Genomic DNA, 25,767 nt, shown 5'->3' with positions numbered 1-25,767 from the left:
CAAACTCTCCAATAAAGTATTGAAAAGAGCGATAAGCTCATTTTGAATCTGACGATTCATTGTGAATCAAAAGTTACTATCCATTTGTTCAGTTTTCAAGGAACTTGTATGTCCGTTTATGTTGATGTTTGTCAACCGGACAGGAATCTTATCATATCATGTTAACTAACTTACTGTCAACACTTTGTTTTCGTCATCTTTCAAATGATTATGACAATCATTCGTTTGAAGCGACAAGAAAGAATATATCACGTAGTGATTTATTTAGCAAGCATTTTTAATCAACCTTTTGATATCATGATATCTTCATCTACGGTGTCTTGTTTCCAACCTGTATTCGACAGATTAGCACATTCTCTAAACAAATGAAGGGCTACCCTTAAAGTGCATTACATATAAAAGAAATAACTCAATTCTATAAATACTCCCTTCTATAACCACAAGTAATAATGATCTAGATGAGTTTTAGTTAGAGTACTGATCGTGATAACTATCCCTGCCCTCCTGTTGGTTTGAAGAAAGTGATCCAAAAACTCTATAATAAGGTATATAGATATAGAGATAAGGTTAAGCAGTCAAGTGTACTACTTTCATAAGTAGCCTATGAACAATCGTATAACCATCTCGCATTGCACCTTTATACAGATCACGTACTCCATTCACAGCTAGCTATTACATATCAAAGTTCTGAATAAACTCATTACTAACCTATATGGGGTGATCGCACGTGAAACAATGGTTGAAGAACAGACGCGAAGGTTACGGCAAAAAGTTGGTTTCCATCCATGCTTGGAATGCCTGGATTGTTGTGATCCTTGCTATAACAGGTCTTATGCTGGTAGGCGGTTTTTGGCGCGAGATACTCGGAATTGGACGTGTCTGGTTAAAATGGCTACATATCATCGTTGGGCTAGCTATGCTGGCACCCGTGGTATATTACTTGATTTTGGCCGGAAAGCACTGGAAGCAGCTTCGTAATAGACCTTGGCAAAGGGTGAACACCATCTTTGTTCTTGCGTTGCTGGTCGGATGGTTACTCTCGGGTATTGTATTATGGCAGTTCAAGCTGGCTGGACCTCGATGGTCGAATGCTGCACTTTTGATCCATGACCTGCTGACTTGGGTGGGCTTACCTTATATCATTTATCACTCCATCACTCGGACCAAATGGTTAAAGGACCCTGCACGTCGTGCGGTTAAAACCACTACAACTTCAACACGAACTCAAAATACTGCTGATCCATCTGATTCAATATCGGATGAAAAAGAAACTCCGGCTGCTATATCTTCTTCCCATATTGATCGCAGATCGGACAGAGATTCCCTCAAGCAGCCTGAGCGACCTGAACCTGTGTATACACGCCGAGCTTTCATCCGTTCTGCTGTAGGTATTGGTCTCGCCGTCACGCTTGGGCCTACTTTTATATCCTGGGTAGGACGAAATCTCAAGATTGATAACAGTATCGATAGTATGCTGGAGAACGATCCTAACCGTATGGTTCCTTTACCACAACCACTGTCTGCTTCCTCTCCTCCCATTGGAGGCGGAGCTGAAGGTCATTTCCGTGTATATACGGTTACACCCATACCGTCCTTCTCCAATGCTAACTGGTCTTTTCGAATTGATGGGTTGGTTGAACGGGCACAGGTATGGAACTGGGAACAATTCGTGAAGCTGGCACGTACCGTACAGGTTAGTGATTTCCACTGTGTAACGGGCTGGTCTGTATATAAGAATACCTGGGAAGGCATTTCTCTTGCACAGCTTTTGAAGCAAGCCGGGGTCAAACCGGAAGCTCATAGTGTGAAGTTTTATTCCGGTGATGGTGTGTATACGGATGCCATTACGATGGATCAAGCACAAATGGAAGATATTATGGTCGCTGTCATGCATGATGGCAAACCTATCCCTGCTGATCTTGGCGGTCCGGTACGGCTCGTCATTCCTCAGATGTATGCCTATAAATCAGTAAAATGGTTGAATCGCATTGAACTCATCGACAACGAACATATTGGTTACTGGGAAGAACGAGGATATGATAAGGATGCATGGCTTACAGGCGCATCTCAGCGCATCCCTAACAATTTAAGTGGATCATGATGAGATAAGATAATAAGATAAGATTGGTGAGCGTTCATTCGTTGTAAAAATAATTTAGATAAAATCGAGTAGGAGACTGCCCATTAGTTGGACAGTCGACCTCTCACACCACCGTACGTACCGTTCGGTATACGGCGGTTCAACCGTTTAAGTGCAGTTGCCGTAAGCGCTCGTATTGTGCAGGGAAGTCATAATTCCCTGCCTGTGCGAGCCTTTCGTTTGTTACAGAGCGATTCAACACCGCGCTTCCAGCAATTCGCCAGTAGCCCAGCCTTGTATTTCCCCATTGGTACGCCTGCCATTCCGGTATCCCTAGCTTTCGTAGGTTATCTACCTTCGTTCTCGGCTTCTTCCACTGCTTCCAGATGTACATCCGCATTCGTCTTCTCAGCCATTCATTCCAGCTTTGCAGGATTCGCTTCATGTCCGCTACGTAAAAGTAACCAACCCATCCTCGAATGTAGACCTTCACGCTTTCCATGACTTGCCTTGCATTTCTGCCTTGGCTTCGGCCTGTTAGTTCCTTCAACTTCTTCTTCGCTTTGGCCAGAGACTCTCGGTGTACGCGTATGTATACACCGTTTTTATTCTTGCCCAGAGCGAATCCTAGAAATTTGAAGTGCTTCTGCGACAGGACGCTCACGACCTTGCTTTTCCGCATGTTCATTTGGAGCTTGAGCCTCTGCTCCAGCACCGTTCGGCCAGATTCCAGCAGTCTTTTCGCTGCCCGCTTACTCTTCGCCAAGATCACGATGTCGTCCGCGTACCGAATCACCTTCACGCCTCGCTTTTCCATCTCCTGATCGAACTCGTTCAGATAGATATTCGCTAGTAAAGGCGACAAGGGACCACCTTGTGGTGAGCCTTCTTCCGTTCTGCGCCGCACGCCGCTCTCCATGACTCCGCTTTTCAGATATTTCTTGATCAGGTCGATGACGCGCCTGTCCTGAATCTGTTTTCGCAGTATGTTCAGCAGAAGTTCATGATTTAGGGTGTCGAAGTATTGAGACAGATCAATTTCGGCTGCATGACCGTATCCTTGTTCTGCGCAAGTTTTGACTTTGCGAATCGCTTGCTGCGCACTTCTCCCCGGACGGTAACCATAGCTTCCTTCCGAAAAGAGTGGCTCGAACACAGGTTGCAGCGTTTGAGCGATCGCTTGTTGGACGACCCGATCGATTACCGTCGGGATGCCTAGCTTTCGAACGCCGCTTCCATCTGGTTTGGGGATTTCTTTTCGCCTTACCGGGCTTGGTCGATATGTACCCTCCCGAATACGCTGTAAAAGTTCGTCTCTGTTTTCTCGTAGCCACGGAAGCGCCACTTCGACCGTCATTCCATCGATTCCTGGTGCTCCGTGGTTACGTTTGACCCGCTGATATGCCCGGTTCAGATTTTCTCTGTCCAGTATGACCTCCAGCAGGTCCTCTGCACCGTCTCTTTCTCTACTTTCCCGAGTATCGATACTCCGCACTCCTGCATACCCTTCGCGTTCCACGCGTTCTCTTTGCCGGTAGCCCTTCCGGTATTCTGCTTTCATTGCATCGACTCTCCTTTCAGTTTGTACTTGAGACATACGATTGTTCGGTCCTTCCCGAAAAAAAAAACCTTACGGTACTATGGCCTCTGCTGACTTCTCACCACAAGCTTTACTCCGTTTTTCGGATTTTTTTTCCCTACTTGACGTCAGTGAGACCTCCCCGGGTAAGAGCGATAACCTTCCCCTCATCCATCTGCCACATTTACATGCCGGAATTCGGGCAGTATTGGACTTCGCTTTGGCTAGCAAGCTCGTCCGTTCCACCATGCCTTGTATGTGATTTCTGTTCGTCAGACCGAGGGTTTGCCTCCGGCTTCCTTCAGATTCCGCCTCGCGCCGGACACCCTTGCCCTTGGCTAACAGTTCCTACTGCCAAGCCTGTAGCGGACTTTCACCGCCAAGTTATCGCCCATGCCGGGCGCACTAGCAAAAGCCCCCGATCACATATTTGTGTCTTCGGGGGCTTTCTTATATGAAATCTTTTGTTCATTTATCCTCTAACCCTGTGGGTTCAAAAGACGTACAAGTTCATCCTCATCCTCAATCGTAGGAATACCGAGATCATGAGCTTTGGTTAGTTTACTACCTGCCTTCTCTCCGGCAATAACCAGATCTGTCTTTTTCGACACACTGCCGGTCACCTTCGCTCCGAGCGCTTCCAGTCTTTGCGTCGCCTCTTCCCGTGTCAATTGGTGCAGCGTTCCGGTCAAGACGACTGTTTTACCACTGAAGAAGGAATCTTCCACAACAGCAACGGCTGGTGCCTCAGGTGCCTGAGCTTTCACGCCCAAGTTGAGCATTTTCTCAATCGCAGCCTGTGTAAACGGATCTGCAAAAAAGTTTACGATGCTCTCAGCAACGATACCACCCACGTCGGGTAGTTCAACCAGTTCTTCCACGGTTGCATTCATAATGGCGTGCAGATCCCGGTAATGATCAGCGAGCATGCGCGTGGTGGACTTACCTGTGTTCGGAATACCCAGTGAGTATAAGAAGGAAGCCAGATCACGATCCTTACTGAGTTCCAGCGCAGCGATAAGGTTGTTCGCTTTCTTTTCCCCAAACCGCTCCAGCTTCACCAGATCATCAAACTGTAACGTATACAGGTCGGCAGGCTCACGTACGTTCAATTCATCATACAACTGAATCGCCGTTTTCTCACTGAACGTCTCGATGTCCATGGCATCACGGGAAGCAAAATGGGAAATTCGTGCCACCGTTTGCGGTTTACACGCAAGTCTATTGTTACAGAATAGATGCGCTCCGCGTTGCTCCAGTGGGAATCCACATGCAGGACACTGCTCAGGGAAGACGATCTCCTCGCCATCACTCTCCTCAGTCACTTTACCCAGAATCTCAGGAATGACGTCATTGGAGCGACGGATAAAGACCCGTGTGCCCAGAGCGAACTTCAGATTTTTGCGCTCAATATCGCCGACGTTGTTAAGAGTACAGTTCTGAACCGTTACCCCGGCAAGTTCAACCGGTTCTACCCGTGCCAGTGGAGTTACTTTGCCGGTACGACCTACATTCCATACCACAGCGTTAAGAACCGTCGTGGTCTCTTCTGCCTCGAATTTATATGCTACCGCCCAGCGAGGGAACTTATCGGTATAACCCAGCACCTCGCGGGTGCGCATGTCCGTAATTTTGATAACAGCTCCATCGATCAGATAGTCCAGTTGACCCCGGTTCTCCTGAATGGCAGCCAGTTGCTCCATTACATCATCAAACTCATGGAAATACGTGATGGATGGATTCACTTTGAAGCGATTCTCACGCAGGAAATCCATCATCTGCTGATGATTGGCAAACTGAATGTCATCCGAATAACCTACATTATAAAAATAAGCATTCAGTCGACGCTCAGCCGTCGCCTTCGGATTCAGGTTGCGGAGCGCTCCCGCTGCTGCATTCCGCGCATTCTTGAGCGGCTCGGCCGCCGTCTCATTGTATCGGTCCAAGACAGACAGATTCATGATGCCTTCACCCTGTACTTCAATCGTACCGCTTGTGTAAGGAATTTTGAGCGGAACGGATCGGATCGTTCTAACCTGTGCCAAAATCCCTTCGCCCACCGTACCGTTACCACGCGTAGAGGCTTGTACCAACTCACCGTTGGTGTAGGTCAGGTTCAACGTCAATCCGTCAAACTTCAACTCGATGACATAACCCGGTTCCGGTAACGGCGTATCCGGATTTTTACTGTTATAGTCATTAATCAGTTTCAGTACACGGGTATTCCAGCTCCGTAGCTGCTCAATATTCTGCGCTTTGTCCAGACTCCACAATGAGGATAAATGGCGATGTGGGGTAAACCCCTTGAGCAATTCGCCACCCACACGCTGGGTTGGAGAATCAGGCAGAACCATGCCGCTTTCCTGTTCCAGCGTAACCAGTTCATCGTACAGAAGGTCATACTCCTTATCGCTGATCTGTGGCTGATCCATCGTGTAGTACTGATAATTATGCTGATTCAGCTCGGTAACGAGTTGCTCCATCCGGTGCATCGGGTCCATACAGGGCCATCCCTCCGTTAATTTGATCATATGTAGAACGAACACCCCTATTGCACTTGAACTCGGAGAACAGAATAACTTTCCATCGTTGGTATCACTACATAATTTCAATGAATGAATATCCACACTAACACTCCGATAACAGAATAACTTTCCGATCGCTGTTATCCCCAGATTTCTTTTAATTCATTTTAAAAGGTAGAAATCCGGGGATAAAGGCGAACGCTTTGCTACTTCAAGTTATTTCTGTTCTCTCCGTTACCTTGCCGATATTACATTGAACTTATATAGATTTTTAGTCATATCAATCAAGGTTAGAAATCCCGTTACAAAAACGAGGAAGATGCTTAAGAAGGTTTTCCTTAGGAAAGTTATTTCTGTTCTCTCTGTTATCGTGCAAAAGGAAGTTTCGTTCAAAAATTATTCTACTTTGGTAATTGGGGCAAAACCGGCAAGCAGACGTTTCACGCCAACCGGAGCCGGGAATGCAATCTGTAGTTCGGTATCATTCCCTGTACCTTTGACCGCAACAATCGTGCCTGTCCCCCATTTGCCATGCTGCACTTTGTCTCCTGCCTTAAACCCTGCTTCACCATTAGAAGCTACAGGCTTGGAAGCTGATGATGGCGTAGCATATGTTGGGCGGGAGACACTTGTAGTCACACGCGAAGTTGGCGTGGATGAAGTAGCAGATGAACCGCTCTTGCTTTGGTGATCGAACAGCTTAGTGCCACCACCAAAGTTACTTCCCCCACTGGAACCCAGTCCACGTCCACCATACGAGCCGCCTCCGCTACTGCCGCGGCGGTAACGATCACGAGCCATCGAGGTGTCTTCCTTTAGCTCGTCCGGAATTTCATCCAGGAAGCGGGAAGGCGGGTTCGCCGTTGTACGTCCAAACAACGTCCGCATCTGGGCACAAGACAGGAAGAGTTGCTCTTCCGCACGGGTGATCCCTACATAAGCAAGTCGGCGTTCTTCTTCCAACTCTTCATTGTCCATAAAGGCACGGCTATGCGGGAAGACCCCTTCCTCCATACCCACGATAAAGACAACCGGGAACTCCAGACCTTTGGCGCTGTGCATGGTCATCAGGGTAACAGCGTCGCTCTGATCCTCTTCATCATCATTCATACTATCGATGTCAGCAATCAATGCAAGATCGGTGAGGAACGATACGAGCGTTTTGTCTTCATTATTTTTCTCAAATTCCATGGTTACCGACAGGAACTCATCAATGTTCTCCAGCCGTGCACGAGATTCGAGTGTGTTTTCATTTTGCATCTCAAGACGGTATTGACTCATCTCAAGAATCTTCTCGGTCAATTCAGTTACAGACAGATACTCTACCATCTGATGCAACGCAGCGATCATGTCATAGAACTCCACCAGCGCATTCCGCGTACGGCCAGCAAAACCAAGATCGTCCACGACCTGAAGCACTCGGAAAATAGAAATTCCACGCTCTCCTGCCGCAGCCGCAAGCTTCGCTACCGTTGTATCACCGATACTACGCTTAGGTACATTAATGATCCGGGTGAGACTGATGTCATCGTCGGGGTTGGATAACAGGCGCAGATACGCCAGAATGTCCTTGATCTCTTTACGATCATAGAACTTGATGCCGCCGACAATCTGATACGGAATATCAGACTTGATCAGAATTTCCTCTATTACCCGGGACTGGGCGTTGGTACGGTACAAAATGGCATGGTTCTGATAGGATTTGCCGTTCTTCACATTTTTACTAATCTCGGAGGTGACAAAATACCCCTCATCATGTTCGGAATCCGCACGGTACACCTTGATCTTCGAACCACCCTCTTTGTCCGTCCACAGTTTCTTCGGTTTACGCCCTGTATTCAGGCCGATCACTTCATTCGCTGCATTCAGGATATTGGAAGTAGAACGATAGTTCTGCTCCAGCAAAATCGTATTTGCTTCAGGGTAATCTTTCTCGAAGTTCAGGATATTGCTGATATCTGCCCCGCGCCAGCGATAGATCGACTGGTCACTATCCCCTACAACGCAGATGCGGTGGTGACTGTCAGCCAGCATGCGGCACAGCATGTACTGTGCACGGTTCGTATCCTGATACTCGTCCACGTGAATGTACTGGAATTTCTTTTGGTAAAAGTCGAGCACTTCAGGCACTTCCTTGAACAGTTGAATGGTCTGCATGATGAGATCGTCGAAATCAAGTGAGTTGTTGGCTCTTAACCGTTTCTGATACATCTTATATATCTTCGCTACAATACCCTCGAAATAGTCTCCTGCCTGCTTCTCATATTGCTCCGGACTGATCAGTTCATTCTTGGCCGTGCTCATCATGGATTGAACTGCTTTGGGCTCAAACTTTTTCGTATCAATATTCTGGTCTTTCATACAGCTGCGAATAACAGATAGTTGGTCCGATGAGTCCAAAATGCTGAAGTTGGAGGTAAAACCAATACGTTCAATGTCACGGCGCAGAATTCGCACACACATGGAGTGGAACGTGGATACCCATATGTCACGACCTTGGGAGCCACCTACGAGTTGGGATACCCGGTCTTGCATCTCACGGGCGGCTTTGTTCGTAAATGTAATCGCTAAAATGCCCCACGGGGGTGCCTTCCGTGTTGCAATGAGGTAGGCAATCCGGTGTGTCAGCACCCGGGTCTTGCCGGAGCCCGCTCCGGCCATAATCAGTAGCGGGCCATCCGTCGCCTCGACGGCTTGCCGTTGAGGAGTGTTAAGCCGTGCAACGGCATCATGTATATTTACAGGTTGCATGCATGCATGCTCCTTTCGTTGGTTGGTCGGTATAAATGATCTATCCATTACACTTGGACTTCGATTGCAGCAGCATCTTCCGATCGTCGTTATCCCCAAATTTTTTGTTTCCCTTTATCGAAAGGGAAAATCCGGTGATAAATACGAACACTTCGTTTCTTCAGATTGCTTCTGCACTCTCCGTTTCTGTGTAAACATAGTTCTGTATACGAATTTCTTAGTAAAAAAAGAAAAAAATCGGGTAATAGAAGTATGCTTAGGATTTAGCTTTCTTAAAGCAAGCTTTTAACGAGCATTTCGTTTCTCCAGCTCACTTCTCTCCTCTTCGTTCTCGTGTAAACGACATTACGCTCATATAACTTCTTTAATTAGTAAGGGCAAAGTTCTATTTTAACAGATCATAAGGGGAAAATGGGGGAATGGTAAACTAAACCGATTAAATGGTTCCTTTTACAGCCAACACCGTCTCAAGTGCCTTATTCAAATCGCTGTACACAATGTTACCTACCACGATGGTATCTGCCACCTGGGCAGCTTGCGAGGCTTTCTCCGGATCATCAATTCCACCGCCGTAGATGAGGTGTGCCCGCTCCAATTGTCGGTGTGTCTCACCAACAAGCTCCATATCCCCGAACGTTCCGCTGTACTCCATGTATACAATTGGAAGATTGAGCAGACGCTCCGCTGCCTGGGCATATGCCACCGCAGCTCCTGTCGTCAGATCCGTATCTGCACCAGTCAACCGCGCTACCGTGGAGTTTGCATTAAGCACAATATAACCCTCGGCAATCAGCAGATCCCATGGAATAAGATAACCATAACGCTCTATGGCTTGCTGGTGGTGCCCAATCATCCATTTGCTGTCCGTTGCATTCAGGACCATTGGGATCAAATAGCCATCAAAGCCGGGAACAACAGCCTCTAGGTCGGATACTTCAAGCACACATGGCAACTCATAACGACGCACACGGGACATCAGGTCTACCGTGTTATCATAGGTAATTCCGGAAGATCCACCGACGATAATTGCATCGGTCCCCGACATGCAGACCAGATCGAGTTCTTCGTCCGTAATCTCCCGGTCCGGGTCAAGCTTAAATACATGTCTCCACTGCTTAATCATGTCTATCAACGAACATTCCTCCAGAGGTTCTTCTGCATCCTAGAAAGCTTGTAAACTAAGTCTAAGTCAGCAGACAGTGAGTGTCAATGTTCGTATAAAAAGGGGAACAGAAAAACATGAATTTTTACGGTTTCCAGGCAAAACGTGTATTCATCTCATCCAGTTCCTGCTCCGTCAGCACGTCCGAGTAGACCCCGTACACGCCCCACTTCTCATAGTTAGCCACCTGTTCAGTGTCGTTGATGGTGTGCACGTAGGTGACAGAACCCGCACTATTCAGCTTGGCCACGAAATTCTGGTTTACTTTATATTCCGGCATCGTTACAGCATCAATATCATTTTTTTGCACGAAATCAACAACCTTAGCTTCTGTATCCTGTGTTGCATATAACGTATAGATAATGGAAGGGAACTCATAGACTTCTTTTACCGTTTCAAGCATCGGTTCGTTATAGATCTGTACCACCACCCGATCCAGCACGGAGGGATCATGTTCTTTCGCTGCATCCACCAGGGATTGTAACACCTGCTGAATGTCCTCGTCCTTCTGTTCCTTGGTGTCGGTTACAATATACATATCCGGGTACTCGGCCAGTACATCCATAATGCCATCGGCATCCATGGGTTGATACATGCCCAAGATTGGCGTATCCATGAATTCATCATGTGTCAGCGCCCCAGCCTGTTTATCCTCCGGGAGCTCTTCGTCTTGTCCTAGCATTTTACTCATGTTAGCAGTCCATTCATGTCTGGCTACGGCTTTGCGATCCGAAGTCAGCATAAAGTCAATCTCAAATACACGTGTGCCTTTCTCATAATTGGCAATCATCGCCTCATAGGCGTTGGTATATGGTTGATCACGAATGCTGCCCATCGCATGGGCGATTAATCTATAAGCGGTAAATCCGTCCCGTTGTTCCTCACTCTCGCTTTCATAGGCGAAAAAGAGTGTGCCCACGGTAACGATCAGTAGTATTAACACGGCGGCAATGCGTTTCATATAGCATTCACATCCTCAGTACCTTTTTGTTAGCTAACTACCCGAATTGATGATGTGCAAAACAAAATAGCCGCCCGAGGCGGCTGTTAAATGGTGGGATGCAGTTTGGGAATAAAGCACGGACCCTCCACATGCTCAGTCCTTTTGCTGTACACTCAACTCTTTCAAAAACGCAATCAGCGCCTCACGCCAAGGTCTCAGAGGTTCCAGACCGTTCGTTCGAATCGCCAGATGATCCATCACCGAGTATGCAGGACGAGGGGCTGGACGCGGAAACTGATCGGTTGTGCATGGCGTAAGTTCGGCTGCAGGCTCGAACCCACTCTGCTTATTGGCTTCTTCTTTTATTGCCTCTGCAAACTCGTACCATGTGCAAGTCCCTGAATTGGAGGCATGATAGATGCCATACTTTTCACTTATGGAAAGGATATGAATGAATCGGGCAAGATCCACCGTATAGGTAGGCGAACCTTGTTGGTCATGAACAACTTGCAGTTGTGGACGTTTTTCCATAAATTCCAGCATGGTTTTGACAAAATTACTGCCATACACGCCAAACACCCATGATGTTCGAATGATAAACCATTGCGTACAAAAACTTTGAACCAGCCGTTCCCCGGCAAGCTTCGACTTGCCATATACACTCTGCGGATTCGTTACATCGTACTCGCGGTAAGGTGTACTCCCGCTCCCATCAAATACATAATCGGTACTGATATATACCAGTTTTGCTTTCATTTTCTCGGCGGCAACCGCGATATTTCTAGTACCTGATGCATTAATTGCGTATGCTGTATCCTCATCTACCTCAGCCTGATCGACCGCCGTGTAAGCAGCGCAGTGAATAATGATGTGAGGCCGGAAGGTTGTAATCATATCTGTGCACTGCTGTTGATCGGTAATATCCATCTGGTTTTTGTCACAGGCCAATACCTGATGACCCTCTGCTTGAAAGGTCTTCACCACATCATAACCCAGCTGTCCTGCCGCGCCAGTCACCATAACTCTATAGTTCATTTGGACGAATCACCCATCCTCTTACCGTACTGAAGCTGAACATAGTCCTGATATGTGCCTGATTGAATTCTCGTCCACCAATCTTGATGTTTCAGATACCACTTGATCGTCTCCTTGATCCCTGTCTCAAAATTGTGTGCAGGTTGCCATCCGAGCTCTGTACGTAGCTTGGTAGGATCTATACCATAACGTCGGTCATGTCCCAATCGATCCTGTACATATTGAATCAAACTCGCCGGTTTACCCAGTTGTTCCAATACGTTCTCCACAATGTATATATTGGTACGTTCATTATTACCACCAATGTTGTATACCTCTCCAGATTGACCATTATGAATCACCAGATCAATCGCGCTGCAGTGATCCTCGACATAAAGCCAGTCACGAATATTGAGCCCGTCACCATATACTGGAATGGCTTCATCATTTAATGCACGGGATATAATCAGCGGAATCAGTTTCTCCGGGAATTGAAAAGGTCCGTAGTTATTGGAGCAACGTGTAATATTTACAGGAAGTCCAAAGGTTTCATGATAGGCTCTTACGAGCAGATCCCCGCCAGCTTTACTTGCAGAGTAAGGACTGTTTGGCATCAGAGGTGTATCTTCAGTAAATAACCCTGTTGCACCCAATGATCCATATACCTCATCCGTCGATACCTGAACAAATTTGGTGACTTGATACTTCTTTGCCGCATCCAACAGAACCTGAGTACCCATCACATTGGTACGCACAAAGATATCCGGCGACAGAATACTTCGATCCACATGAGACTCGGCAGCGAAATTCACAACCACATCCATGCCCTGGGAAAAAACAGCTTCCATCTGCTGTACATCTGCAATATCTGCTTTGATGAATGTATATTGAGGATTCGACTCTACCGTATGCAAGTTCTCCAAATTCCCTGCATACGTTAATGCATCCACATTGATAATTTCATAACTCGGATGTTCACGAAGCATATATAAGACAAAGTTGCTGCCGATAAATCCGGCCCCACCCGTAACCAGTAGTTTCATGCTGTCTCTCTCCCTCTGCCTCCAGATACAGAAGTATCTGAAAAGTCTGTTTAATTAGTCGAAGTTCAGTTCAGCATCTTTCAATAAAGGATGCTTCTGATCCTTCTCCGATAATATAGGTTTCGTCACAGGCCAATCAATGGCGAGCGCCGGATCATTCCATAGAATTCCACGGTCATGTTCAGGCGAATAATAGGCATCTACCTTATAAGTTACCTGGGAATGAGGCACCAAGGTACAGAATCCATGAGCAAATCCTTGAGGAACAAGCAGTTGCCGCTGGTTGTACTCACTTAGAATGACACTTTTCCATTGGCCAAAGGTAGGGGATGACGTGCGGACATCCACAATTACATCATATATAGCCCCTGATATAACCCTCACCAATTTAGTCTGTGCTTTGGGCTGAAGCTGGTAATGAAGCCCACGCAGAACACCTGCTTCAGCCGACAAGGATTGATTGTCCTGAATAAAGACGTGCTGTATCCCCTGTTCATGCAGAACCCGCTCATTATAACTCTCCATAAAATATCCACGGTGATCACCATAAACCTTGGGTTCCAATATGGCAGCCCCATCCATAAACAGCGGAAGTACCTTCATGACATCCCTCCGTTTTGCTGTTGACATCATTTCTTCATATTGACTATGTATATGTAAAGTGTCGGGTAAGTGTTTGTTCATTGGCCTGTATAACCCTCATATTTGCTCTTCCATAAAATAAATTAAAGCCCAGCCGCGGTAACATTCTTCGGCTGGACTTCAAGGGCATGCGGAAAACCATTTATTGATCCTTTACGACCTGTTCCAAATACTTTAAAAGATCTTTCCGTAGATCCGGGCGTTGCAATGCGTAGTGAATAGATGTCTCAATAAAGCCCAACTTCTCGCCAACATCATGACGCAATCCATCAAAGTGATATGCGAGAATCTGCCGCTGCTCATTCAGTCGGGATAAGGCATCCGTAAGTTGGATTTCTCCCCCTACACCAGCAGATTGTTGACCCAGGATCTCGAAAATATCCGGTGTAAGAATGTAACGTCCCATAATAGCAAGGTTAGACGGGGAATCTTCAGTCTTTGGTTTCTCAATTAAGCGGCGGGCCCGAAAGACACGATCATCGGTAGGGGTCAGCAACTCTCCGTCCACTATCCCATAGCGGGATACCTCGCTCCAATCAACAGGCTGTACACCTACAATCGGAGATTGCAGTTCATCGTAGACATCGATCATCTGCTTCAGGCAGGGATGTTCCGCTTCCACAATATCATCCCCTAACAGAACGGCAAAAGGCTCGTTGCCGATAAACTTGCGGGCGCACCAGATGGCGTGACCAAGTCCCTTCGGTTCCTTTTGACGGATATAATGGATATCTGCCATCTCGGAGGGTTTGCGTACTTCGTTAAGCAAGTCCCACTTCTGTTTGTCCGCGAGATTCTGCTCCAGCTCGAATGAATAGTCGAAGTGATCTTCAATAGCCCGCTTCCCTTTACCTGTCACAATAATGATATCTTCAATGCCTGAAGCTACGGCTTCTTCAATAATATACTGGATCGTTGGCTTGTCCACGATGGGCAGCATTTCCTTAGGCATCGCCTTGGTGGCAGGCAGAAACCGGGTACCTAGCCCTGCGGCTGGAATAATCGCTTTGCGAATACGCACACGAACCCACTCCTTTTGCTAGATAAGTTGAACTAAAGATTATTTACACTGACACTACGATGACAGAACAACCTTCCAATCGCTGTTACCCCCAGATTTTTTCATTCCCTTTTTTAAAGGGGAAAATCCGGGGATAGCGTATGCTTCCGATGCAGCTTTCTTTCAGAAAGCTTTTAGGCGAACGCTACGTTTCTCGTGTAAATGATTAGTTCAACTTGTATAGATTCATATATTTAATGATTCTTATTGCTACGATGCTTGACTCCATTATACCATCAACAATTCGCGGATATCCTGTTCGGATAAGGTCGTCGCCCCCCCGTCTCCCGGTTCGATTACTTCAGCAATCAAGTCCTTCTTCCGCTGCTGGAGTTCCAAAATCTTCTCTTCGATTGTACCTTCGGTAACCAAGCGAATAACCTGTACCACCTGTTTCTGTCCCATACGATGGGCACGGCCAATCGCCTGTTCTTCCACCGCGGGATTCCACCATAGATCATATAATATAACGGTATCTGCCCCTGTTAAGTTTAATCCGGTACCTCCAGCTTTCAGGGAGATTAAGAATAGGTCAGCTTCTCCCTCGTTAAATCTGTGGCACATCTCTACCCGGCTCTGAGCTGGGGTCTGACCATCAAGGTAAAACAGGTTTCTTCCCTGTGCCGCGAGCGTCTGGCGAATCAGGTTCAACATGCTTGCAAATTGGGAGAAGATGAGAATTCGTTTGCCTGAAGCCAAGCAATCCTCGACCGTTTCCAGCAACTGTTCCATTTTCCCGGAATCGCCTTGGTAACCTTCAACAAAGAGGGCCGGATGACAACACAACTGACGCAAACGGGTGATGCCTGCCAGAATTTTGATACGATTCTTCTGGAATCCGTTATCCTCCATGTCCTTCGATGCTTCATCCTGAAGCTGGGAGAGATACGCGGCGTACAGTTTCTTCTGTTCAACCGTAAGCTCTGACCGCTGTACCGTTTCAATTCGATCAGGCAATTCTTCCAACACATCCTTCTTCAGGCGGCGCAGAATAAACGGACGTACCATCCGCGAGATCCGCTCCGGAGGAAGGTCACGGAATCTTCTGTAACTTGGAAACAATCCAGGGAATACGGCTTCAAAAATGGACCACAATTCATCCAGCGAGTTCTCTACAGGCGTTCCTGTGAGTGCAAAACGACGCGGAGCCTGAATTTGTTTCACTGCCTGCGCAGTCTGGGAAGAAGCATTTTTGATCGCCTGAGCTTCATCCAGAATGAGCGTATGGAAGGTTCGGCCCAGGTAGGTGTCCAAATCCCGTCGTAACAGAGGATAAGACGTCACAATTACATCTGCCTCATCCATGCCTGAAAGCATATTGGCTCGTTCTTCTTTCTGACCTGCTGCGATCAAGACGTTCAGATGCGGGGCGAACCGTGCAAACTCATTAGCCCAGTTGTAGGTCAGCGAGGCAGGAGCCACGACAAGTACAGGGGGATGAATGACCCTCGTTCGGATTGTCAGTCCATCCTGCTGCATCGTAGACCATAAGCCATCCGTATTCTCTGAAGCCATCTTATCCAATGGGAGCCCAGTTTCGGGATCGATGTCGGAAGTCGCCAACGTTTCACCACCCCGTAATGATCCGCTCTCCCGGTATTTATCACCGCCCGTATGGTCAATGTTGTACTCAGGCTTCTCCTGAAGTACCGCTGTGATATACGCGATGCTTTGCAACGTTTTGCCAAGTCCCATATCATCCGCAAGAATGCCGCCAAAACGATAATAAGCGAGGGTACGCAGCCACTGGTATCCGCTGTTCTGATAATCCCGCAGGATGGGGGTCAGTGATCCCGGCAATGCAAAATCCATCCGTTCGGGATCTCTGAGATCATCGAGGAAACGTTTCAGAGAACCTCCCCACTTCACATGACCGGAAACTTCGTCCCTGCCTGGCAATTGTAACGCCCGAACAGCTGGCAGCCGGATATGGCTGCTCTTGATGTCATCTGCCCCCAGTCCGAGTGAATCGGCCATATGAGCGAAGCTGTCTGCACCTTCATTTTCAAGCGAGAGAAAGACACCGCTCTTGAGACGGAAATACGGTTTCTTTTCCACAATGCGGCGCATGAGTTCCTGAAGTTCCTGATCGTCCACACCTTCCATCTCAAATGAAATCTCCAGCCAGTCCAATCCTCTTCCCAAATCTGCTCGTACTTTCGGCGGTGTTGGATAGGATTGCACCATCGCCTTCACGGCGTTTGGCATATAGATATCTACCTGTTTCTCAAGCTCAGGCAACAGATGATACATGACATCATAGATGGCATCTTCACGCTCGCTCGCCCATACACTACCATCACGTTCCAGAAAAGAACGATCGAGCCGTTCAATCAGATTCCGTTCTTTGTATCGATCACGCACCAAAATAACCTTTTTCTCTTCTTCATCTATCAAGTACTCGGCAAGCGGATTAATAACCATGACCTCATAGTCGAATTCCAGACGCGCTGTGATACGCTCACGATAGAAGTCGATGTACAGCTTGGGTGAAAGTTCCGGTTCCGCGATCTGTTCACGCACCTGTGAATCAATGGACAGATGTCCGAGCGTACGCAGTTCTGGCACGACATGCTGAACAAACTCATCCACCTGCTGGGTCGAAATATCAATGCTTTCCTTGATCCCATATGACGTGAGTGCCCCACTCAAGTCCTCCAGACTTCGCATCTGCATCGGCTCCAACATATGCAACTGCCCTTCCACCACAGCGGCATCATAAGCAGGAAGAAGAATCAGCTCACGCAGTCCCGAAATTTCAAGCTGATATCCTTCATTCGCTCCCTGGGCGATCCGGTAAAATAAAGGAAGTACCCCTTCCCCCAGCGTGAGTGGTCCATTGGCAAATCCTGTGCCCTCCATCCGGCTGTCAGCCTGTAGCAGCAATTCCAGCAATGGCTTCCATACCAGAGGAGCAATCAATATATCCCGTCCGTCCGAAGCTCCAAGATAACCGGAGATGGATTGGCGGTAGGCCTCCTCACTCTGTCTCATTCGAATAAGCATCGAGAGAATCGCCTGATCCTGTGGAGTGAACACATGCATTAATGGATCATAGTGGAACAGCTTGGTAAATGACATGGGCTCGCCCTTTTCGATGCAGTTCAGGAATTGCTTCACTTTCTGCACCACATACAGCCGTTTGTTACCCACTTTCAATTCAAGAGCAAGTTTCCCCCCACCCTTATGAACCTGTATCAGCTTACATATAAACTGAACCTGCAACTCTTCCCGCAGGGAGGATCGGTTGACAGGGGCGGTGTATTTACGGTCATTTCCATGCAGCTGTCTCCGATCCTTGGCAAACATGGACAGAATCTGATCCGCCGTACGGTAAGAAGGTTTATCTGCCGAGCGACCCCACCCCGAAGCTGAGCTTGGACGACCTGCCTGGGCAAAATGAACCGGAGGACGCTCTGGAGCATCATTCAGTTGCTCTCGTTGTGAAGCAGACTGTGGGCGCTCCCACACGCTCTCTTCGACTAGCGTCCCGACCTTGGACTTGGAATCTAAGTTAGAACTGGCATTGGCTCCTTGGCCTGTAGCCGGTTGAGAAGGCTTCCCAGAGGCAATCGTGGCATTACGCTGCTGCTGCTCACCCCATTCGTGAATAGCCAACAGGACAGCAGCGACATGTTTGCAATAGTCATAATGCCTGCCGTCACCCGGACAACTGCAGCCTGCCACAATCTCACCTGATCCATCTATATCCACCGTCACCTGATAACGCTCCGATCCACGTACCTGTGCTTCAAAATGAAGCTGATCCTCACTAACCACCAGATTAGTCACCCTGCCAGATTGGTTATAATCTTCTCCGCGCTTGAATGCCGTGACCCCGCACAGCAATTTGATATCCATAATTGTGAATGGCGCCACGCTTCTTCGCCTCCTGTGTCATGATGTAAAAAAACCCCAAGAGCTCCTTGAAGCAGAGTTTGGGGTTCCTTCATGCTTGTAACTGTTGTTGTACCATAAAACTGTTTATTTCACCAATTGACCACGTGTAACGCCAAGTTGGTTCGTTGCTTTGAGTGTTTTCCAGACTTGTGTACCACTGATCTCGCCGCGCAGTGCACGGTTGTACAGATCAATTACTTCGCGTACCTGCTCAGGTGTCTCTTCCAGGAACTCCACACGGTAACGGGATACACCCAGATCCATAAAGTTGGTTAGATACTCGGCACCCGACTGTTCTACTGCGTTGTATACCGTATTACGGCAGCCTTCATCTACACGTACCGGGTGGGACATGCCGATCCGGTCTTGCAGGGATGCACGCTGCTCCTCACAAGGACGGCCACAGTTCGTGAAGTCCGTTCCTTCACTCATGAACGTACAGTACACACAGTGCTCGGTGTGGAACATCGGCAGATGCTGATGGATAACCACTTCAGTCTGACTTGTACGGGAGTGGCCCAGCAAATCAACCATTTGTTGAATGTTCAGGTCATAGGATGGGGTAATCCAGTCACATCCGGCTTCCAGGAACAATTCTACTGCTTTGTGATTGGCGATGTTTAATGAGAAGTCGCCGATCAGTTCCGGGTGCTTCGCATCCGGGTTTTCCATCCGGTGACGAAGGTAGAAGTACAGCGCACCTGTATTACGTACCAATACCGCATCCGGCTTCAGACGCAAGATGTTGTTATGATATCCGTTCTCCCCAGGCATGTGAATACGCGGTGTTGCCAGCGCGATCTTGCGACCAGCGGCATGCACAGCTTCCACGGCTGCCGGGAACTGTTTGATAAACTCGAAGTCGGCATAGATCATACCGATTCCTGCTTCAATCGCTGCCTCCACTTGTGGCAGGCTACGGCAGAGTGCGGTCAGTTCTGCTTGACCGCGAGCGACTGGTGATGCCGGTTTAACCGAATCGCCGTACACATCTACCGCGCGTTTCACGTAGACGGGCGGTTTAGGACGCTCGCCCGCGAGTTGTTCTACAGCCTGACGACGAATGTTATTCAACTCACGCATCGGGATGATAACGTCACCGTGCAGATTGACGTCCATTCCTTCCAACTGGAACACGGTGCCTCCCAGACGACCGAACTGCTCTTCGAGCAATTCATGTGTCATTGGACGCTTCTGGGCGATGTCCAGTTCCATCTCAGAATCAATACGGACGGTCGTGCCTTTCTGCACGTCTGTCCACCATGTGCTAAGCGGCTGCCCCGGGCTGCCGATGACCTTCACCTTCACCGGGAATACACGGTACGGCTTCTCGGTCTCGAAGCTTTGACGCAGACGTTTGTCCAGCGCCGGGTCATTCGTTTTCCACACTTTGTCGCCAACTTTCACGCGGCGCAGATCTACGTCACTGCGGCCTGGCACAACGTCAACGATCCAGCCCTCTTCGGCTTCACCTTCGAGTTTTACACCTTTGCGACGTACATCGTATACACGTCCGCCCTCTTCCTTCTGAGTCGGGTCTCCGGCGTCAAATACAATTCCGTCTCCACGTTTCACGGGTGCATCCAGCTTCAGGACAACACCATCGCGCAACACTTGATCCACACGACCAAGGTAGACACCACGACTTTTCGGGAATGTTCCATCCACCAGTTCTTTGTTGTTTGTACCGCTGAGGAAACCATGCGTGAATCCACGGGAGAAGCTTTGCTGCAATTCGCGAACTTCTTCCTTGCTTGGCGGTGTGTTATCTCCATCAAAATAACGGTCAATCGCTTTGCGGTATTTGCTTACTACGTTTGCTACGTATTCTGGCGTTTTGAGACGTCCTTCAATTTTGAAAGAAGTTACTCCTGCTTCGATCAGTTCCGGCATCAGATCAATCGCTGCCAGATCCTTCGGAGACAACAGATAAGCTACATCACCCATCGGTTTGTGCACCCCATCCACCATCAGATCGTATGGAAGACGACAAGCTTGTGCGCACTCTCCGCGGTTCGCCGAACGTCCTCCCCACATTTCGGAAGTCAGACACTGCCCCGAGTAGGATACACACAGCGCACCATGCACAAATACTTCCATTGGAAGCTTCGCTTGCTCACCGATCTTCTGGATCTGCTTCAGGTTGTTCTCCCGTCCCAGAACGACACGTTCCATATCAAATGGCTTTGTAAACTCGACCGCTTCCGGGGACGTAATCGTCATCTGTGTTGAACCGTGAATCGGGAAATCCGGTGAGATCTCGCGAATCATCTTCACCAAACCCAAATCCTGAACAATTACAGCATCCACACCTGCATCCACACAAGCGTCAATCAGTTCTTTGGCATCCGTCAACTCATTTTCAAAAATCAATATATTAAAGGTCAAAAAACCTTTTACGCCATAACTGTGCAAAAACGCCATTATCTCCGGCAGCTCGTCCATACGGAAATTGTTCGCACGTGCCCGTGCATTAAACTTTTCGACTCCGAAGAAAATTGCATCTGCGCCATTGGCTACCGCCGAACGCATACAATCCCAGTCACCAGCCGGTGCCAGAAGTTCAACGTCTTCTCTTCGTATTGTTGCTGTTTTCATGTAGATCCTCCCCATAACCGGCTATTCGCCGGATTTCATCCCTATATCCTTAAACGCCTGAACATACCAAGCCTAAGACTGCACCTTATCGGGTACACCTGCATTGTCACGGTATTACAATATCTATCTATTATGTCTGTATTGCCTGAACTCCAAGCTTACAGTCATTCCTATTCATCAGATCAGCAGTCATAACTCCTGAACTAGTATAGTGTACCACTTCTGCACCGACTCTTCTACGTTTTCCTGAAAAAACCGTTTACCATTTTCATTTCCATTAAGATTTACACTAAACACTCCGATTGCAGCACCAGTGAAAATATTTAATTTATCTTATACAGAAAACAAATAAGCCGAGAGGTCTTTTGACCCTCCGGCTCCACTACAATTATTTAATAAAAGTAAATGAGTTCACTGCTTTTTCCAATGCTGCCGCCTGAACTTCTGTCTTGTTGGCATCATTCAGCCCACTTGTGATCGTATAGGTTGTTCCGTCCTTTTCAAAGACGATCTGCCGACCCGCATATGGCACGCCTTTGTCCAGTTCATGATACGTAAAGGAAAATGCAGGCACACCCGCAAACGTTAGCTCCTCACTGCCAAGCAACTTGAAGTTCTTACGGGTTTTGGTGGCTTCTGCATAAGCTTCTCTAAGTTGGCTGACCGTCATCTCGATCGACTTGTCTTCGCTCGCCGCAATGGAGAATTCTCCGCCCGTAAAGGTGTACACCACAGGTGAATATTCGAATCGATCACTATACGGCGTCCAGTAACGCGGAATATCTACACTGTATTTATAACGTTTGGACGTACGTGTAAGTGTCTTCGTTTTGTCTGTCAAATACGGATCTTCATCCAGCTGACCAAAATTATCGGCAACCGTATCAAAATCAATCTCCACACTCTTCATAATCCGTTCAAACCATGCCCGATCTGCACTTTGCTCCTCAGGGAACGTATACTCTGCATAGTATCGATACCCATTCTTCTGCAAAAGAACATCGAACTCGGTCTGCCAGCCCCCGCCAAAGTTATAACGGAATTCATTCACCTCGGCAGTCTCTCCCGAGATATCCATCGTATATGAACCAATTGGCTCGTAACTCTCTGGTGTAAATGTCTCGCGCATCCACTTATCCAGTTGGCCGCTCCAGTCTTTTACCGTTGTACCTGCTTTCGCCGAAGTGACACGCCATTGCAGATACGCACCATCCTTGGCTTCATAGATCATCTGATTGTTATCCATCGACCAGCCGGCAGGAATCTTCAATTCAATACCATAGTCATCATTCCACGCGGAGCGCATGCCATTATCTACGGTGGACAGATCCTTGATCGTTCGATCCGATTCTGCAAAGGTTGGCTGGAATGAGTTGAGCAGCGCTGCACGTTTGCCCAGATCTTTATAATTCAAGGCTTCGTAATCCGCGAGGTACACATCATATTGACGACCTTCGCTCAGATACTGACGCATCTCCCATAACATGCCGTCTACATCTTTCACAATAATGCGTGCATAAGGTGTTTTGCCTTTCGACACCGCTTCACGATCCAGCACCGTATCTCCCGATTGTTTGGCCTCCTGGACAAGTTGCTGCAACAAATCATCCGCATCCAGAGCCACATCCTGATCGCTGACATACACTTCAAGATAATAACTGTTGTCCGCAGCGCCGAAAGTTATCATGCGCTCCTGCTCACCGGTCTGGAAAACCATAAGGTCTGCCGGGTAGTTAATGGACCAACCGTAAAAACTGTTGCCAATTCTGGTTTTGCCTTCATCCGGATGAAGGCCATCCTCTTCATCCACCGAATCATCGATTTGCAACAGACGAATGACCATCTCTCCGGAACTGGTTGGAGCTAGTGTCGCTCCGATACCGGCAGCAACCGGACGAAGTGGGACCATAAGTACGCCATTCACCATTTTGGGAGCGGCACCCATCTCATGTTTTACACCATCCACCCAGGCAATTGAACTGCCAATCGTTAGGGTAACCGTGTGTGGACCTTCCTTGATTTTGACAACATCATTTTTCTCCAGCCGGATCTCACTGCCAAATGCTTTCTTGAACACTCCAACAGGCACCATCGTGACACCCTTAAACTTGTAAGGTTTGGCTATGGCCTGCTTATCGCCGTTAATGTAGGCGCTCGTGCTCCCCGCTTTGACTCGTAGTTCACTTGTCGTCAGATCAGATGCCCATACAGGCAATGCCGCTCCAATGGTCAGCATCCCGGTTAATACACCTGTGCTTAGCACACGTATCCATGACTTTTTCATTCCGTTCTTTCGTCCTCTCTCCATCCGGGCTGATCGCCGGGCTTTATTGTTCTTCATCTGCAAGGAACGCTTCATCTTCCTCGTCTACGATGTCTGCGCGATCAGCAAGCACCAACGTGCGGGTGACGATATCGCCATCCGATTGCATCAACAGCTTTACCTTTTGCCCAGGCAGATACTTTTTGAGCAACTCATTGATATCCACTACTGAAGAGACACGTGTGCCCGCGACACTGTAAAGGACATCGCCCTCTTTGATTTTGGCTTTCTTGGCTTCAGGAGACAGTACGCCCGTAATCGTTAAGGGATCATCTGTAGGCAGGCCCACAATCGCAGACCAGCTTTCTTCCAGCTGTAGCCCCAGACTTGCACGTTTTATTTTTCCATATTTAAAAAACTGATCGATGATATATTGAACGGTATCCACTGGAATCGAAAATCCCAAACTCTCTACGCCTACCGCAGAAAATTTCATCGAGTTGATACCAACCACTTCACCCTTCAGGTTGACCAGCGGTCCTCCGCTATTTCCTGGGTTAATCGCCGTGTCGGTCTGAATCAACCGGTAGGTCGCCTCAACACCACGATTCAAGCCGCTAATTACCCCTACCGTTGCCGAGTTGCGCAAAGAAAAGGAAATCGGCGTACCCAAGGCAATCACCGTTTCTCCAACAGTGGTTTGTGAAGCTTTGGCGAAGCTCGCCGGTTTGAGTGATTTGGCATTGATTTTGATTAGCGCCAGATCACTTAGTGCATCACTGTATGTTTTCGTAATTTTGTATGTATTGCCATCCGTCGTTACGACCACAGGGTTTATTAATCCATCTACCACGTGAGCATTTGTTACAATCCATCCATTGGACCGGATAATGACACCTGTACCATGTGCAAGATTATATCGATCGTCTGATGTTGCACCGTCCTGCACTTCGGTAGATTTCCCAATAATGCCTACGACCGAAGGAGATACCTTTTCGATCACTTTGGGAATGGCTTCACTTCCCTTGTACGTGTACGTTCCGGATTTGGCATCATATTGTCCACTTCCACCAACTGCCTTGAGCAGATCCTTGGTGTTCACATAGACTTGACCGTCTACCACTTTCGCTTGCATCGCCGCTTTGGATTCAGCTGCACCGGCCGTTGCCGCTACACTAATCGAGAGTACAGCAGCCATCAGTATGGCTATCCCCTTTTTACCCAACACGCTCATATTCTCACCTGACCCTCTCTATACATCCTTCTTGCGCGACTCGACATCGGATTCATCGCTGAATCTATTCTCTTTTTCTCTCATCTGCAATTCCGGTATCCCTCAATGTATCATACAGAATCTGGATATACAATTGTTTTAAGTCCTATTTTAGTAGAGAAGATAGAATTCTATTCAATCGTTTCAGTATAAATGAAAAAAACACCCTCCATGTCTCTCTGGAAAGTGTTCGTCTGTACCTCTTTTAGAGGTTGTTCAAAAAATCCGCTTTTGATTACGAAGGATGCCTAGTGGCATCATCAGCATCGAATATGGAATTCAGCCGAAATGTCCGTTGCTCACGTAGTTCTCCTACGCTCCGCTACTCCATTTCTAGCTTCATCCCATCTTCTCGGTACTGAAAACCGATCTTTTTGAACATGCACTATTGGCTTAAATTACATTTAAATTCTGCGGCATTCCTACTGAGCAAACCAACCCGTTATCATCGCATAGTCTGTCATCAGAAATACCAGTAGGCTGACTACTGCAAATCCGATCGCAAACAGATTTTTCTTCGGTGCCCGAAGAAGCCGAACAACTCCGATGAAAATCAGGATCGTAAATAAGATGACAAAAATATCAAATGCATTAAAATTCGATGTACTCGCCGTGGCAGCTTCTGCAAACAGCATGGATAGACAGACCTCCTTACCATAGTTGAACAGCTAACGCATACCCTAATATCTTCCTCTATGTTATCTGTACCCTGCTTGTAATGCAAGCCCTATCATCCATAAAAATGAAAAAAATCCAATTTGGCCGAATATTCCTGTAATGCTCGTCGCAATGCATATGTAAACACTTTCACGAAATAACTTTAATCCGAAGAAAAACGGTGCATAATTCAAAATTAAAAAGCCCTTCTTCTCGGAAGCAGAGCACATCAGATCGTAATCCAACGTCTCAACTTTTCGAAAAGAAGGGCCAATAA

At 47.6% G+C, this 25,767-nt stretch carries 15 protein-coding genes; 1 reads left to right on the top strand and 14 read right to left on the bottom strand.

The window, feature by feature from the left end; translation table 11 throughout:
• The first annotated feature begins 727 nt into the window (after positions 1-727).
• The gene (locus AC6CIF_RS09235) at positions 728-2,101 is read left to right on the top strand and encodes a molybdopterin-dependent oxidoreductase (RefSeq protein ID WP_498199188.1); all 1,374 of its coding nucleotides are present in this window, start codon (positions 728-730) and stop codon (positions 2,099-2,101) included.
• A 139-nt stretch (positions 2,102-2,240) separates the two neighbouring features.
• On the opposite strand, the gene ltrA is transcribed toward AC6CIF_RS09235, so the two are convergent.
• The 14 genes from ltrA to AC6CIF_RS09165 form a co-directional block, all read right to left on the bottom strand.
• Positions 2,241-3,641, bottom strand: coding sequence for a group II intron reverse transcriptase/maturase (gene ltrA / locus AC6CIF_RS09230; RefSeq protein ID WP_498199186.1), 1,401 nt, complete (start codon positions 3,639-3,641; stop codon positions 2,241-2,243).
• 497 nt (positions 3,642-4,138) lie between these two features.
• On the bottom strand, positions 4,139-6,160 hold the full coding sequence (gene ligA, locus AC6CIF_RS09225) for an NAD-dependent DNA ligase LigA (protein ID WP_047840609.1): 2,022 nt from the start codon (positions 6,158-6,160) through the stop codon (positions 4,139-4,141).
• 420 nt (positions 6,161-6,580) lie between these two features.
• Positions 6,581-8,935, bottom strand: a complete 2,355-nt coding sequence (pcrA, locus tag AC6CIF_RS09220) for a DNA helicase PcrA (RefSeq protein ID WP_498199184.1) — start codon at positions 8,933-8,935, stop codon at positions 6,581-6,583.
• Between the two features lie 436 nt (positions 8,936-9,371).
• Positions 9,372-10,067, bottom strand: a complete 696-nt coding sequence (gene pcrB / locus AC6CIF_RS09215; protein ID WP_340964602.1) for a heptaprenylglyceryl phosphate synthase — start codon at positions 10,065-10,067, stop codon at positions 9,372-9,374.
• A gap of 115 nt (positions 10,068-10,182) precedes the next feature.
• A complete protein-coding gene (locus AC6CIF_RS09210) occupies positions 10,183-11,058 on the bottom strand; it encodes a phosphatidylinositol-specific phospholipase C/glycerophosphodiester phosphodiesterase family protein (RefSeq protein WP_498199182.1) in 876 nt (291 codons plus the stop codon).
• Between the two features lie 135 nt (positions 11,059-11,193).
• A complete protein-coding gene (gene rfbD / locus AC6CIF_RS09205; protein ID WP_498199180.1) occupies positions 11,194-12,075 on the bottom strand; it encodes a dTDP-4-dehydrorhamnose reductase in 882 nt (293 codons plus the stop codon).
• Positions 12,072-13,097, bottom strand: coding sequence for a dTDP-glucose 4,6-dehydratase (rfbB, locus tag AC6CIF_RS09200; RefSeq protein ID WP_498199178.1), 1,026 nt, complete (start codon positions 13,095-13,097; stop codon positions 12,072-12,074). The genes rfbD and rfbB overlap by 4 nt, the downstream gene beginning before the upstream one ends.
• A 54-nt stretch (positions 13,098-13,151) precedes the next feature.
• The gene (gene rfbC, locus AC6CIF_RS09195) at positions 13,152-13,700 is read right to left on the bottom strand and encodes a dTDP-4-dehydrorhamnose 3,5-epimerase (RefSeq protein ID WP_498199177.1); all 549 of its coding nucleotides are present in this window, start codon (positions 13,698-13,700) and stop codon (positions 13,152-13,154) included.
• 181 nt (positions 13,701-13,881) lie between these two features.
• Positions 13,882-14,760, bottom strand: a complete 879-nt coding sequence (gene galU, locus AC6CIF_RS09190; RefSeq protein ID WP_076209856.1) for a UTP--glucose-1-phosphate uridylyltransferase GalU — start codon at positions 14,758-14,760, stop codon at positions 13,882-13,884.
• A gap of 267 nt (positions 14,761-15,027) precedes the next feature.
• Positions 15,028-18,678 carry a DEAD/DEAH box helicase gene (locus AC6CIF_RS09185; RefSeq protein WP_498199176.1) on the bottom strand — a complete coding sequence of 1,217 codons (3,651 nt, stop codon included), beginning with the start codon at positions 18,676-18,678 and terminating at the stop codon, positions 15,028-15,030.
• A 105-nt stretch (positions 18,679-18,783) separates the two neighbouring features.
• Complete coding sequence (locus AC6CIF_RS09180; protein ID WP_017692029.1) at positions 18,784-21,297, bottom strand: U32 family peptidase; 2,514 nt, start codon at positions 21,295-21,297, stop codon at positions 18,784-18,786.
• 388 nt (positions 21,298-21,685) lie between these two features.
• A complete protein-coding gene (locus AC6CIF_RS09175; protein ID WP_498199174.1) occupies positions 21,686-23,581 on the bottom strand; it encodes a stalk domain-containing protein in 1,896 nt (631 codons plus the stop codon).
• 43 nt (positions 23,582-23,624) lie between these two features.
• Complete coding sequence (locus AC6CIF_RS09170) at positions 23,625-24,794, bottom strand: S1C family serine protease (protein WP_083656971.1); 1,170 nt, start codon at positions 24,792-24,794, stop codon at positions 23,625-23,627.
• Positions 24,795-25,255: 461 nt separating this feature from the next.
• Positions 25,256-25,468 (bottom strand): hypothetical protein, encoded by a 213-nt coding sequence (locus AC6CIF_RS09165; protein ID WP_017692026.1) that lies wholly within the window; start codon positions 25,466-25,468, stop codon positions 25,256-25,258.
• Between the last annotated feature and the right edge of the window lie 299 nt (positions 25,469-25,767).

The organism is Paenibacillus sp. GQ49 (assembly GCF_059759055.1).
This window is presented reverse-complemented; position numbering and strand designations above follow the sequence as displayed.

Coding starts and splice junctions, on each gene's coding strand:
- ltrA (WP_498199186.1), bottom strand. CDS start 3,641: ATGAAAGCAGAATACCGGAAGGGCTACCGGCAAAGAGAACGCGTGGAA.
- ligA (WP_047840609.1), bottom strand. CDS start 6,160: ATGGACCCGATGCACCGGATGGAGCAACTCGTTACCGAGCTGAATCAG.
- pcrA (WP_498199184.1), bottom strand. CDS start 8,935: ATGCAACCTGTAAATATACATGATGCCGTTGCACGGCTTAACACTCCT.
- AC6CIF_RS09210 (WP_498199182.1), bottom strand. CDS start 11,058: ATGAAACGCATTGCCGCCGTGTTAATACTACTGATCGTTACCGTGGGC.
- rfbD (WP_498199180.1), bottom strand. CDS start 12,075: ATGAACTATAGAGTTATGGTGACTGGCGCGGCAGGACAGCTGGGTTAT.
- rfbB (WP_498199178.1), bottom strand. CDS start 13,097: ATGAAACTACTGGTTACGGGTGGGGCCGGATTTATCGGCAGCAACTTT.
- rfbC (WP_498199177.1), bottom strand. CDS start 13,700: ATGAAGGTACTTCCGCTGTTTATGGATGGGGCTGCCATATTGGAACCC.
- AC6CIF_RS09180 (WP_017692029.1), bottom strand. CDS start 21,297: ATGAAAACAGCAACAATACGAAGAGAAGACGTTGAACTTCTGGCACCG.
- AC6CIF_RS09175 (WP_498199174.1), bottom strand. CDS start 23,581: ATGAAAAAGTCATGGATACGTGTGCTAAGCACAGGTGTATTAACCGGG.
- AC6CIF_RS09170 (WP_083656971.1), bottom strand. CDS start 24,794: ATGAGCGTGTTGGGTAAAAAGGGGATAGCCATACTGATGGCTGCTGTA.
- AC6CIF_RS09165 (WP_017692026.1), bottom strand. CDS start 25,468: ATGCTGTTTGCAGAAGCTGCCACGGCGAGTACATCGAATTTTAATGCA.